Consider the following 12,136-nt stretch of genomic DNA (forward strand, 5'->3'; position numbering starts at 1 on the left):
CAGGCATGCTTCACTGGGAGACCGGCCCCCGCCTCCCGCACAGTGAAGGATGTGTTCCAGTGAGCAGCAACGGCACGGAGAAGTCGCACGCCACGCTCCGCTACACCTCGCTGCGGGTCAGCATCTTCCTCGGCTGCCTGCTGGTGGCCCTGCTGCTCGGCCACTTCGGGATCATCCCGGTCAGCGGCCAGGCCGGCGTGATCTTCCTCTTCCTGCTGGCCGCGATCGCCTCCGCGCCGCTCAGCTATGTGCTGCTGAGCAGGCAGCGCGACGCGATGTCCGCGCAGATCACCACCAAGGTCACCGGGATGCGCAGCCGCACCGCCGACCGGATCGCCGCGCAGAACGCCGAGGAGGACGCCGCGGACGAGGCCGCCCGCGCGGCCGCCGTGGCGCGGAACTGAGCCGGACGCCGGACGCACCCCACCGCAGCCGTCGTGCCCGCTCCCGCCGACATCCCGCCGAATCCCGACCGGCCTGCTGAGCGCCCCGCTGACCGGCCGGTGCCCGCCGACAGCGCTGCAGACAACGCCGCCGGCACCTGGCCGGCCCCGGCGCGCCGGCCCACCGGCCGGGACGTGGCCCGGCTCGCCGGCGTCTCGCAGGCCACCGTCTCCCTGGTCTTCTCCGGCTCCGAGGCCGGCTCCCGGGTCTCCGACGCCACCCGGGCACGGGTCCGGGAGGCCGCCCGCAGCCTCGACTACCGCCCGCAGGCGGCCGGCCGCCAGCTGCGCCTGGGCCGCAGCGGGATGATCCTGCTGGCCGTGCCGAACATCCTCGGCCCGTTCTTCGGCCGGGTGCTCGAGGGCGTCCACGAGGAGGCCGGACGGCACGGCCTGGCGGTCGTCGTCAGCTCCGGCTGGGGGAGCGCCACCCTCGCCGAGGCCGCCACCACCAGCCGCTTCGACGGCCTGCTGATCTGCTCGCCGGACGACAGCCAGCTCGGTGAACTGCCCGCCGACACCCCCGCCGTCTTCCTCGACGCCGACCCGGGCACCGACCGGGCCCGGCCGACCATCGAGCTCGACGTGGCGGGCGGGATGCGGGCCGCGGTCGAGCACCTGGCCGGGCTCGGCCACCGCCGGATCGGGCGGCTGCGCTCCACCCACTCCGCGTACACCTTCCGGGTGCGGCAGGCGGCCTTCGAGCGGGCCGTCGCCGAACTCGGCCTGGATGTGGTCGAGTTGGGCGTGAGCCTGAACGAGGGCCAGCCGGCCGCGCGGAGCGTCGCGCGACGGCTGCTGGAGCAGCCGGACGCGCCGCGCGCGGTGATCTGCGACGACGACGTGGTGGCCTCCGGGGTCTACCAGGCCGCCGCCGAGCTGGGGGTGCGAGTGCCGGACGAGCTGTCCGTCGTCGGCATGGACAACGTGCCGGTGGCGGCGCTGCTGGCCCCGCCGCTGACCACGGTCGACCTGCCCGGCGAGGAACTGGGCCGGGCGGGCGCCGCCGCCCTGGCGGGCCTGCTGCGCGGCGAGCGGGTGGCGCCTGTCTCCCCGCTGGCGACCTCGCTGGTGCTGCGCTCCTCGACCGCACCGGCCGGCTGACCCGTTTCGGCGTCTGACCCATTTCGGCGGCTGATTCGCGTCGGCCCCGCTTCGGCGCCGTAGAAGCGGGGACGCAAAAGACTGCGCCCGCCGGTCCAGACCTCCGGCGGGCGCAGTCGTTCTCGGGGGCCGGTCGGACCGGTCGGACCGGTCCGGCCGGTCAGCCCACCAGCACCGGCTGGGCCGTGACCGGTGCGAGCGGCGTTGCGCGGAACCAGCGGCGCGCGCCGAACAGCAGCACGCCGCCCAGCCCGATCCCGCCCGCCGCGCAGAGCGCCACCGACCGCAGCGAGCCCTCGGCGAGGTTGCCGGACACCGCGTAGCCGAGCGAGTTGCCGGTCGCGAACAGCGTCACCAGCCAGGCGAACGCCTCGGTCACCGTCCCGGTCGGCGCCAGCTCGGCGACCAGCACGAACGCCGCCGCCAGCAGCGGAGCCAGCACGATCCCCGACAGGAACGCCAGCGCGGCCATCGGATACGGCCCGGGCAGCACCACCAGCGGCAGGTAGGAACCGGCCATCACGAGCGCCATCACCCACGTCCGGGTGGCCGTGCTGCTGCGCCACTTCACCGCCCCGTACGCGAGCGCGCCCAGCAGCCCGCCGAGTGCGGCCAGCGCCAGCAGCGTGCCGGCGCCGCCCGGCAGGGCGCCCGTGTGGTGCTCGGCGTAGGCGATGAACAGCACGTTCTGCGCGCCGACCGCCCAGCCGGCCCCGGCCAGCCCGATCAGCAGAAGCACCAGGCCAGGGGAGCGGAGCGGGCCGAGCAGCCCGGCGGAGTGCTCGCGCGCCGGGGCCCGCCAGGCGCGGGCCGGTCCGGCGGTGGCCACGACCAGCGCGCCGGCCAGGCCCAGCCCGGCCGCCACCCAGAGCGCCGCGACCGGGCTGAAGAGGCCCGCGATCCCGGCGACGGCGAGCGGCCCGGCCACGTAGAGGATCTGCTGCGAGGCGGAGTCGAAGGCGTAGGCGGTGTCCAGCTCCTCCTCCTCGACCACGGCCGGCCAGAGCGAGCGCAGGCAGGGTTCGAGCGGGGGCATGGCGAGCCCGGCGATCGCGGCGCCGACGGGCGCGGCGAGCGCCGAGCCGGGCGCGAGGGCGAGCAGTGCGTACCCGCCGCCCGCGACGACGGCGGAGGCGAGCAGCACGCGCGGCTGCCCGGTGCGGTCGACGATCCGCCCGAGCACCGGCCCGCCGACGGCCGCGGAGATCGCGTAGGCGGCGGTGGCCAGTCCGATCCGGCCGTACGGCGCGCCGGCCTCGCGCAGGGCGAGGGCGATCACCAGGGCGGTCATGCCGGCCGGGAGGCGGCCGAGCAGGGTGCCGACGAGCAGGCGGCTGACGTGCGGGGCGCGGAGCAGGGCGAGATAGCCCATCGGCGGGTCTCCGGTGGGGGCAGGGGGGACGTTGGGAGGTGTTCGCAAAGTTATACGTATAACTACCCGGCGGTCAATCCGGGCGGCCGGGTTCGCCTGATGGCCCGTCAGGCTCGTTCGTGTCCGGATCTCGCCTTGACCTCAAACAACTACTTTGAACATCTCAAACCTTTACTGCTAACGTGTCGGCCGTGACCACCTCAGACGCACTCCGGACGCACGGCCTGGGCTCGCTGCCCGCGGCCGCCCGCGCGTGCCGTCTGCCGGGTGCTGTGGACAGCCCGCGCCGTTGTCGCGCCACGAGCTGTATCCCGGCGGCACGCCCCTGACCGGGGCCGAGCCCTCCCCGCCCGGCCCGCGCGCCGTGCCGCCGTCCCCGCCTCACCCCACCGTCAGCAACGCCCTCCCCCGGAGTCGCACCCCCATGTCCACAGCCCCCGAGGCGACCTCGTCGCCGTCCGTGCTCGCCCGAATCCGAAGGACCCCGTTCTGGGTGCAGATCGTCGCCGGCCTCGTGCTCGGCGTCGGCCTCGGCTACCTGGCCCGCGCCGCCGACATCTCCTGGCTGGCCACCACCCTGGAGACCATCGGCAAGACCTTCGTCCAGCTGCTCAAGCTGGCCGTTCCGCCGCTGGTGTTCACCGCGATCGTGGTGAGCGTCGCCAACCTGCGCAACGTCACCAACGCGGCCCGCCTCGCCGTCCGCACCCTGCTCTGGTTCCTGATCACCTCGCTGATCGCGGTCGCCATCGGCCTCGGCCTCGGTCTGCTGACCGACCCGGGCAGGGGCACCAACCTCAGCACCGACGGCCTCAAGGCCCCCAAGGGCGGCGGCACCTGGGTCGACTTCCTCACCGGGATCTTCCCGACCAACATCGTCACCGCGTTCACCGAGGTGAACGTGCTGCAGATCGTCTTCATGGCGGTCGTCGTCGGCGCCGCGATCATCAAGCTCGGCAGCAAGGCCGAGCCGGTCCTCAAGCTCAGCGAGTCGGTCCTGGAGCTGACCCAGACCGCCCTGTGGTGGGTCATCCGGCTCTCCCCGCTCGGCACCCTCGGCCTGATCGGCAAGTCCGTCGCCAAGTACGGCTGGGACCTGCTCAAGCCCTTCGCCACCCTGACCCTGGACATCTACGCCGGCTGCGCCCTGGTGCTGTTCGTCGTCTACTCGCTGCTGCTGCGGTTCGCCGGCGGCCTCAACCCGCTGAACTTCTACAAGGGCGCCTGGCCCGCCATCCAGCTGGCCTTCGTCTCGCGCTCCTCGGTCGGCACCCTGCCGGTCACCCGCCGCGTCACCGAGCGTCTCGGCGTCCCGGGCGAGTACGCGTCCTTCGCCGTCCCGTTCGGCGCCACCACGAAGATGGACGGCTGCGCCGCGATCTACCCGTCGATCGCCGCGATCTTCGTCGCCCAGGTCTACAACATCGACCTCGGCATCAAGGACTACGTGCTGATCGCCTTCGTCTCGGTCATCGGCTCGGCCGCCACCGCGGGCCTCACCGGCGCGATCGTCATGCTGACCCTGACCCTCTCCACCCTGGGCCTGCCCCTGGAGGGCGTCGGCCTGCTGCTCGCCATCGACCCGATCCTCGACATGATGCGCACCGCGACCAACGTCGCCGGTCAAGTTGTAACGCCGATCATCGTCGCTGCTCGCGAGGGCATCATCGATCGTGAGGCCTACGACAACCCGCAGGGTGACCTGCTGGACGAGCCGGTCACCGTCCCGGCACAGGCCTCCGCGAAGGCTGCCTCCGCGGCCTGATGAACGCAGCGAAAGGGCCCTCTCCCCGGTGTGGGAGAGGGCCCTTCTGCATTCCGGCGGAGGTACGGTTCAGGACCCGAGCCAGCCCGCTTTGGCGGCCAGTGCTCCGGCTTGGAAGCGGCTGCGGGCGTTGAGGCGTTCCATGAGGTCGGTGGCGATGCGGCGGGCGGTGCGGGGGGATACGCCGAGGCGTTTGGCGATGGCGTCGTCGGTGTGGCCGTCGGCGAGCAGGGAGAGGGTGGTCTGTTCCTGGGCGGTGAGCCCGTGTTCGTCGAGCTGGGCGGCTGCGCCGAGCGGGTGGGCACCGGCCCAGATGGTCTCGAACAGGGCGCACAGTGCGGTGAGCGTGCCGTGGCCGGTGAGGACGACGGCGCCGGCGGCGGTGTCGTCGCTGTGGACGGGGATGATGGCGGTGGTGCGGTCGACCACGATCATCCGGGTCGGCAGCGCGGGCACGGTGCGGACCTGCCCGCCGTGTTCGGAGAGCCAGTTGACGTAGTCGACGGTGTGTGGGCTGTTGCGGACGCTGTCCAGGTAGACGGTGCGCATGCGGATGCCGCGTCCCAGCAGGTCGAGGTCCAGCGGTTTGGCGGACTCGATGTTCTCGGGCTTCTGCCCGCCGTCGGGCGCGAAGGTCATGACCTCCTCGCGCACCTCCCGGGTGAGGGTGGTGAGCCGGTCCCGGATCCGGTCGAGGCCCACGAGTTGCTCGACGCCGGGGTGGTCGGCGGCCGGCCGTAGGTCGGCGTAGTCGGCTATGAGCTGGGCGGCGGCCGCCCGTGAGGCCTCGATGCGCAGCTGCTGTGCGATGAGCTCGGCCTGCTGGCGGGCCATCAGGATCTCCATCCCGATCTCGGGGGAGACGGCCCGCAGTTCGGCCTCGCGCTCTGCGGACGGGCGCAGCAGGGCCAGCGCGCTGAGGGTGTCCAGGGCCTGCCTGACCTGTTGGTCGGTCAGTGCGAGCCGAGCCCCGAGGGCGGCGACGCCCTCCTGCGGATGGGCGAGCATCGCCCGGTATACCGCTTCCGAGGCGTTGTCCAGACCCAATGCCGTGAGCAATTCCCACCCCCCATGGTGAACCCGTGTTCGATCCGCGCGCGATCATTTCACAGGCCACTCGGAGCGAGCCAGACTGCCCCGGGACGGTTCCGGCCAGGGCCGGTTTTGTCCATGCCCATCCTCTACACACCGATTGCCTGCGTCGGCACGCTCGATCCATGTACCTCGTTCATGCCGCGCTTCGCCCTCTTTCTCCCGGGCTGCAACTCCCGCTCGGCGCCCGTGATCTCCTGCTGGCCGCCGTGCGGCCTGATGACCGGATCGAGCACCTCGTCGTCCACTCTGACGCGACTCCCGGCCCGGCGCTGGGTGTCTATCTCCTCGCCGACTCCCTTGCCGAGGCCGAAGCCCGTACCGCCGCGTTCTGCGGCCGGGTACTGGCGGCGGTCCCTCAACTCGCGGGCTGGCGCACGGAGCGTGCCGCCGTACCTCTCGTCGCGCCGTTCTACGAGCGGCTGCTGTCCGCTTCCGGCGCCCCTGGCCGGAACGGTCCAGGGCCGCTTCCGTCCACCTGAGAACCCTTCCACCCCGCCTGACCAGCGGCGAAGCTAGTGATCGCCGGAAGGGAACACCGCCTGAACGGCAAGCCGGAGGAAGCGTCAACCGCGGGACGCGATCGCCGGACTTCCCATGCTCCGTCACATCCGAAGAGGACACCGCCATGTTCCGCACCGTCATCGCCAAGGCCGCCGCGGTCGCCGCCCTCGCCCTCGCCGCCCTGGTCCCCGCCGTCGCCGCCCAGGCCGCCCCCGCCCAGTCGGCCACCCTCGCCCAGGCCGACAACATGATCTGGGGCTGATCTCCCGCCCCGCCCACGGCATCCTGCCGACCGGCTGCTCCTGCAGGGCAGCCGTACGGCCCGCCGGGCCGGCGCCGTGAGGGTGCTGAACGCAGTACCCGCCATCGCTCTCTTCTTCGGTGGCACCCGCCGCCGCACTCGCGTCGCAGCGACGCGGAGTGCCATTCACCCAGCTTTGTAATGTCCATGACCATATAGGGGTTCACCGCCATGTCCCGTCGTGCCGTCTCGCGCAGTCTCGCCGTCGCCCTCGCCGCTGTCTCCGCCTCCGCCGTGCTCTCCGTCCTCCCGGCCCACGCCGACACGGTGGTAGCTGGCTGGCGGACCCCCACCACCACCGGCTCGATCGGCAACGGTGCCGCCCCCGGCGGACCGGTGACCCGCGACCAGGCCGTGGCCCGAGCTCGGGACTGGGTGAACAAGGCCGTCCCGTACAGCAGCAACGGCCTCAACCCCCCGTACAGCTGGTGGGCCGACGACGAGACCGGCGGCCGCTACCGCCAGGACTGCTCCGGCCTCGTGTCGATGGCCTGGGAGCTCACCGACAGCCTGAACACCGGCTCGCTGCCTAACGTCTCCACCCGCATCAACATCGACGACCTCCAGCCCGGCGACGCCCTGAACAACATCAGCACCCACACCGTGCTGTTCACCGGCTGGGCGGACAGCTCCCACTACACCGCCAACATCATCGAGGAGTACAGCCGCTCCGGCCCGACCCGCGCCCGGACCATGGACCGCGCCGAGATGGCCAGCCGCAATTTCCGTGCCTTCCGCTACGACCAGATCGTCGACAACGCGCCGGCTCCGGCGCCGGCCAGCAGCACCAAGGGCCAGTTCTTCCACGGCATCCGCAACGTCGACGGCACCTGGAGCGGCCTCGGCGCCCTCGGCGGCGTCGGCACCGCGACGCAGTTCAACGGCAGCGAGGAGGCCATCGCCGCCGCGCCGGACGGCTCCTCGCAGGTCGTCGGCATCGGCCAGGACGGCAACGTCTACCACACCGTCCGCTACAGCAACGGCAGTTGGCAGCCGTGGGGGGCCCTGACCGACGCCTCCGGCAACAAGATGGCCGCCAGCCAGGTCTCGATCTCGGTCGGCCCGGACAACAGCGCCCAGGTGCTCGCCGTCGGCGCCGACACCGTGCTGTACCACGCGATCCGCCACTCGGACGGCACCTGGACCCCCTTCCAGGCGCTCACCGTTGCCGACGGCTCCCCGATGAAGGCAGGCCGGGTGTCGATCGCGGTGGGCCCGGACGGCTCGGCCCAGGTCCTCGCGATCGGCGGCGATGGCGCCGTGTACCACACCGTCCGTGCCGCCGACGGCACCTGGAGCGGCTTCCAGCCGCTCACCACCAACGGGGGCGGCGCGATGCAGGCGCTCGACGTCTCCATCGCGGCCAACCGCGACGGCTCCGCCCAGATCCTGGTGGTCGGCGGAGACAGCAAGGTCTACCACGAGATCCGCCGCGCCGACGGCACCTGGACCGGTTTCACCGGGATCGACGGCGTCGGCACGCCCGACATGTCGGCCAGCCACGCCGCGATCACCATCACCCCCGACGGCTCCGCCCAGATCCTGGCCATCGGCAACGACGGCAACGTGTACCACCGCGCCCGCTACGCGGACGGCACCTGGACCCCGTTCAGCGCGATCGCCGGCGCGTACGGCGCCAGCACCTTCAACGCCCTGCGCGTGGGAATCGCCGGCATGCCGGACGGCTCCGCCCAGATCCTGGTCACCGGCGGCCGCTGACCCGCACCGACCGGCCCCGCACACCGAGAGCCCCCGCCCACTGGGCGGGGGCTCTCCCCCTCAAGGCCACCGCCGGCTGCCCTCTTCCGGCATCCCTGGCCGGAACGGTCCAGGGCCGCTTCCGTCCACCTGAGAACCCTTCCACCCCGCCTGACCAGCGGCGAAGCTAATGATCACCGGCAGGAAACACCGCCTGGACGGAAAACCAGAGGAAGCGTCAACCGCGGGACGCGACCCCCGGACTCCCATCACTTCGTCGTATCCGAAGAGGACATCGAAATGTTCCGCACCACCATCGCCCAGGCCACCGCGGTCGCCACCCTCGCCCTCGCCGCCCCGGCCGACAACATGATCTGGGGCTGACCCGCCGCCCCACCCGGTCCGCGGCACCCAACCCGGCTGCTCCTGCAGGGCAGCCGTCCCGGTCCGCACTGCCCCCAACCGTCCGGCTGGTCAAGCCGAGCTGCTGCCGCCCATGCAGCGCTTCTCTCATCCACCGATTCCCAGGAGCCCCATCATGCCCGCACGCGCTCTGAAGACCTCCGTTCTCCGCCGGACAGCCTCCGCCGCAGTGCTGATAGCACTCTCCGCACCACTGCTCGCTCCGGCAGAAGCCTCAGCCGCCTCCGTTGCCACCTGGGACAAGGTCGCGCAGTGCGAGAGCAGCGGCAACTGGAGCATCAACACCAACAACGGCTACTACGGTGGCCTCCAGATCAGCCTCTCCAACTGGCGCTACTACGGCGGCCTCGACTACGCCCCCCGCCCGGACCTGGCCACCAAGCAGCAGCAGATCCTCATCGCCGAGAAGCTCCTCGCCGACCAGGGCGCCGGCGCGTGGTCGTGCGCGCCGGGCACCGGCCTCGCCACCGACCACACCAACCCGTACCCCGCCCCGGCCCCGGCCCCGGCCAACCACGTGTATGACAACATCCGCTTCGCCAACGGCACCTGGCAGGGCGCCCAGCTCGCCGACGGCGGCGCCGACGTGTCCCAGGTCGCCACCGCATCGCTGCCCAACGGCGACACCCACGTCCTCACCCTCGTCGGGGGATCGGTGTACGACAACGTCCGCTTCGCCAACGGCACCTGGCAGGGCGCCCAGCTCGCCGACGGCGGCGGCCACATCAACCAGGTCGCGGCGGTCGGCCTGCCCAACGGCGACATGCACCTGATGACCCTCAACGGCGGCGTGGTCTACGACAACATCCGCTACGCCAACGGCTCCTGGCAGGGCGCCCAGGTCGCGGACGGCGGCGGCTCGGTCAGCGGCATCTCCGCTGCATCGCTGCCCAACGGCGACATGCACCTAATGACCCTCAACGGCGGCGTGGTCTACGACAACATCCGCTACGCCAACGGCTCCTGGCAGGGCGCCCAGGTCGCCGACGGCGGCGGCCACGTCTCGTCGGTCGTGGCGGTCGGCATGCCCAACGGCGACATGCACGTCGAAACCCTCAACGGCGGCATCGTGTACGACAACATCCGCTACGCCAACGGCAGCTGGCAGGGCGCGCAGGTCGCCGACGGCAGCGGCCACATCAACGCCATCTCCACCGCCGCGCTGCCCAACGGCGACATGCACCTGGTGACCCTGGCCGGTGGCAACGTCTTCGACAACGTCCGCTACGCGAACGGCTCCTGGCAGGGCGCGCAGGCAGCCGACAACAGCGGCTCGGTCAACGGGATCTCCGCCACAGGCGCGCCCAGCGGCGACATGCACCTGGAGACCCTCGCCAAGTAACTGGTGCCCGCGAGCCACCAACCCTATCGAGTCGACCTTCGCCACCGTCTGATTCCGGACAAAGGTCGCCAGGGGTACCGGTTCCCGCGCCGCCGGGCTCGCGCGGCTCCGTTGTCGCGGTCGGCTCGGCCTCGCGACCTTCGTTCTCGCGGACCTTTCCGCGAGGCCGACGTGGGACTCCCTGACCAGTACCAATGCGCCACCAGTTGCCAACGTCGCCGGGCAGGCGCTGGTGCCGATCGTGGTCGCGGCGCGGGAGAAGACCCTCGACCTCGCCGCCTACAACAACCCGACCGGCGACCTGCTGGACGGCCCGGTCGCGATCCCGGCCCAGGCCGCCGCCAAGGAGACGGCTCCGGCCACCGCCTGACACTTCGTGTCGGACGGGCCCTCTTCCGCCGGGAGAGGGCCCGTCCGCATATTTCCGGTGATCCGGAGAGGGCGACCAGTCTGCGGGGAAAAGGCAGGGGGCCCGCCGGATGGGCGGGCCCCCTTGGGTGTTGCTCTTGTGCTCATGGTGACGGCTGTCGGGAGCCGTCGGCGGACCCGTGGGGGTCCCGAGCGATCAGATCATCAGAGGATGGTCAGATAGCGGTGACGTTCTCCGCCTGCGGGCCCTTCGGGCCCTGGGTGACGTCAAAGCTGACCGCCTGGTTCTCCTCCAGCGAGCGGAAGCCGCTCGCGTTGATGGCGGAGTAGTGGACGAAGACGTCGGGGCCGCCGCCCTCCTGGGCGATGAAGCCGAAGCCCTTCTCAGCGTTGAACCACTTGACGGTTCCCGTGGCCATGCCGTTCTCCTTGCGAGGCGTGTCGGGGGCCACACCGTGTGGCACCCGGTCCGCTGCGCTGATCGCCCTGCCTCCGGACGAGTCCGAAGTTTTTCGATAGTGCTGAAAAACTACAAAAAGCCCGCGGTTACATGCTCCGCAGGCTTCAAGTACTGCAAGGGGAATCAAACTGCAACTGAGGGCAACGCTAGCATGCGGTCGCTGTGACGACCAGGGGTGAACTGCGGTGCGGACGGCGCGTGTCGGGTGGGTGGGTGCACACCCTTCGGTAGCCCGGGCATACGCTGCGGGGAGGTGCACGAACAGCAAGGGAGCAGCGCAGTGGCAGTACCGGACGCGGAAACGCGGGACCCCCGGCTGGACCCTCAGGAGAACACCCCGGTCAGGCCGCGGGTCGGACATATTCAGTTCCTGAACTGCGTTCCCCTCTACTGGGGTCTCGCCAGAACCGGCAATCTGCTCGATCTCGACCTCACCAAGGACACCCCCGAAAAGCTCAGCGACCAGCTGGTCGGCGGGGCGCTCGACATCGGGCCGATCACCTGCGTGGAGTACCTGCGGCACGCCGACGAGCTGCTCGTCCTGCCCGACATCGCGGTCGGCAGCGACGGCCCGGTGATGTCCTGCGTGATCGTCAGCAAGGTGCCGCTGGCCGAGCTCGACGGCCGCCGGGTCGCCCTCGGCTCCACCAGCCGCACCTCCGTCCGGCTCGCCCGCCTGCTCCTGGAGGAGCGCGAGGGCGTCCGCCCCGACTACTTCAGCTGCCCGCCCGACCTCCGCGCGATGCTCGCCGAGGCGGACGCCGCCGTCCTGATCGGCGACCCGGCGCTGCGCGCGTACCTCGGGCAGGCCGCCGACCTCGGGCTGACCGTCCACGACCTCGGCGAGATGTGGAAGGAGTGGACCGGCCTGCCGTTCGTCTTCGCCGTCTGGGCCGTCCGCCGCGACTTCGCCGAGCGCCGGCCCGCGTTGACCGCGGCCGTGCACCGGGCCTTCCTGGAGTCCCGCGACCTGTCGCTGGTCGAGGCCGCCAAGGTCGCCGAGCAGGCCGCCCGCTGGGAGTCCTTCGGCGCCGACGTGCTGGAGCGGTACTTCAGCGAGGCGCTCGACTTCTCGCTCGGCGAGCGGCAGCTGGCCGGCGTCGCCGAGTTCGCCCGCCGGGTCGCGCCCGACAGCGGCTTCGCGCCCGACGTCGCCGTGCGGCTGCTGGAACCTTTCGCCGGCGGAGTGCCCGCGGCAGAGCCTTCGGTGAGGCCTTCGGCGGAGGCTTCGGTGGCCCTGGAGCCCGCGCCGGTCGGCTGAGG

The 12,136-nt window shown here is 71.8% G+C and carries 11 protein-coding genes and 1 pseudogene; 9 read left to right on the plus strand and 3 right to left on the minus strand.

Annotated elements, in window-relative coordinates:
• Window positions 1-59: 59 nt before the first annotated feature.
• Window positions 60-404 carry a DUF4229 domain-containing protein gene (locus tag KV557_RS15865; RefSeq protein ID WP_308129921.1) on the plus strand — a complete coding sequence of 115 codons (345 nt, stop codon included), beginning with the start codon at window positions 60-62 and terminating at the stop codon, window positions 402-404.
• Between the two features lie 33 nt (window positions 405-437).
• Window positions 438-1,547, plus strand: coding sequence for a LacI family DNA-binding transcriptional regulator (locus KV557_RS15870; RefSeq protein ID WP_218200661.1), 1,110 nt, complete (start codon window positions 438-440; stop codon window positions 1,545-1,547).
• A gap of 160 nt (window positions 1,548-1,707) precedes the next feature.
• On the opposite strand, the gene KV557_RS15875 is transcribed toward KV557_RS15870, so the two are convergent.
• The gene (locus KV557_RS15875) at window positions 1,708-2,919 is read right to left on the minus strand and encodes an MFS transporter (protein WP_218200663.1); all 1,212 of its coding nucleotides are present in this window, start codon (window positions 2,917-2,919) and stop codon (window positions 1,708-1,710) included.
• A 424-nt stretch (window positions 2,920-3,343) separates the two neighbouring features.
• Here KV557_RS15875 and KV557_RS15880 point away from each other — a divergent pair, with 424 nt between their 5' ends.
• Entirely contained in the window at window positions 3,344-4,684 is a 1,341-nt protein-coding gene (locus KV557_RS15880; RefSeq protein ID WP_218200665.1) for a dicarboxylate/amino acid:cation symporter, read from the plus strand.
• Between the two features lie 69 nt (window positions 4,685-4,753).
• On the opposite strand, the gene KV557_RS15885 is transcribed toward KV557_RS15880, so the two are convergent.
• A complete protein-coding gene (locus tag KV557_RS15885; RefSeq protein ID WP_218200667.1) occupies window positions 4,754-5,743 on the minus strand; it encodes a helix-turn-helix domain-containing protein in 990 nt (329 codons plus the stop codon).
• Between the two features lie 158 nt (window positions 5,744-5,901).
• Here KV557_RS15885 and KV557_RS15890 point away from each other — a divergent pair, with 158 nt between their 5' ends.
• From KV557_RS15890 to KV557_RS15910, 5 genes are all read left to right on the plus strand, one after another.
• Window positions 5,902-6,258, plus strand: a complete 357-nt coding sequence (locus KV557_RS15890; RefSeq protein ID WP_218200669.1) for a hypothetical protein — start codon at window positions 5,902-5,904, stop codon at window positions 6,256-6,258.
• Between the two features lie 146 nt (window positions 6,259-6,404).
• Window positions 6,405-6,542: a hypothetical protein gene (locus KV557_RS15895; protein ID WP_218200671.1), complete on the plus strand. Its 138-nt coding sequence runs from the start codon at window positions 6,405-6,407 to the stop codon at window positions 6,540-6,542.
• Window positions 6,543-6,752: 210 nt separating this feature from the next.
• Window positions 6,753-8,300, plus strand: coding sequence for a hypothetical protein (locus KV557_RS15900; RefSeq protein WP_218200674.1), 1,548 nt, complete (start codon window positions 6,753-6,755; stop codon window positions 8,298-8,300).
• A 517-nt stretch (window positions 8,301-8,817) separates the two neighbouring features.
• Window positions 8,818-10,044 carry a transglycosylase family protein gene (locus KV557_RS44065; RefSeq protein ID WP_218200676.1) on the plus strand — a complete coding sequence of 409 codons (1,227 nt, stop codon included), beginning with the start codon at window positions 8,818-8,820 and terminating at the stop codon, window positions 10,042-10,044.
• Between the two features lie 232 nt (window positions 10,045-10,276).
• A complete protein-coding gene (locus KV557_RS15910; RefSeq protein ID WP_256177474.1) occupies window positions 10,277-10,414 on the plus strand; it encodes a hypothetical protein in 138 nt (45 codons plus the stop codon).
• 214 nt (window positions 10,415-10,628) lie between these two features.
• Here KV557_RS15910 and KV557_RS15915 read toward each other — a convergent pair whose 3' ends face one another.
• Window positions 10,629-10,832 (minus strand): cold-shock protein, encoded by a 204-nt coding sequence (locus KV557_RS15915; RefSeq protein ID WP_030060085.1) that lies wholly within the window; start codon window positions 10,830-10,832, stop codon window positions 10,629-10,631.
• A gap of 357 nt (window positions 10,833-11,189) precedes the next feature.
• Here KV557_RS15915 and KV557_RS15920 point away from each other — a divergent pair.
• Window positions 11,190-12,047: pseudogene (locus KV557_RS15920) on the plus strand (menaquinone biosynthetic enzyme MqnA/MqnD family protein); the annotation flags it as partial.
• Window positions 12,048-12,136 lie beyond the last annotated feature (89 nt).

Origin of the sequence: Kitasatospora aureofaciens, assembly GCF_019192735.1 — a bacterium.
Taxonomy (GTDB): domain Bacteria; phylum Actinomycetota; class Actinomycetes; order Streptomycetales; family Streptomycetaceae; genus Kitasatospora; species Kitasatospora aureofaciens_A.

Coding starts and splice junctions, on each gene's coding strand:
- KV557_RS15875 (WP_218200663.1), bottom strand. CDS start 2,919: ATGGGCTATCTCGCCCTGCTCCGCGCCCCGCACGTCAGCCGCCTGCTC.
- KV557_RS15880 (WP_218200665.1), top strand. CDS start 3,344: ATGTCCACAGCCCCCGAGGCGACCTCGTCGCCGTCCGTGCTCGCCCGA.
- KV557_RS15890 (WP_218200669.1), top strand. CDS start 5,902: ATGTACCTCGTTCATGCCGCGCTTCGCCCTCTTTCTCCCGGGCTGCAA.
- KV557_RS15895 (WP_218200671.1), top strand. CDS start 6,405: ATGTTCCGCACCGTCATCGCCAAGGCCGCCGCGGTCGCCGCCCTCGCC.
- KV557_RS15900 (WP_218200674.1), top strand. CDS start 6,753: ATGTCCCGTCGTGCCGTCTCGCGCAGTCTCGCCGTCGCCCTCGCCGCT.
- KV557_RS44065 (WP_218200676.1), top strand. CDS start 8,818: ATGCCCGCACGCGCTCTGAAGACCTCCGTTCTCCGCCGGACAGCCTCC.
- KV557_RS15915 (WP_030060085.1), bottom strand. CDS start 10,832: ATGGCCACGGGAACCGTCAAGTGGTTCAACGCTGAGAAGGGCTTCGGC.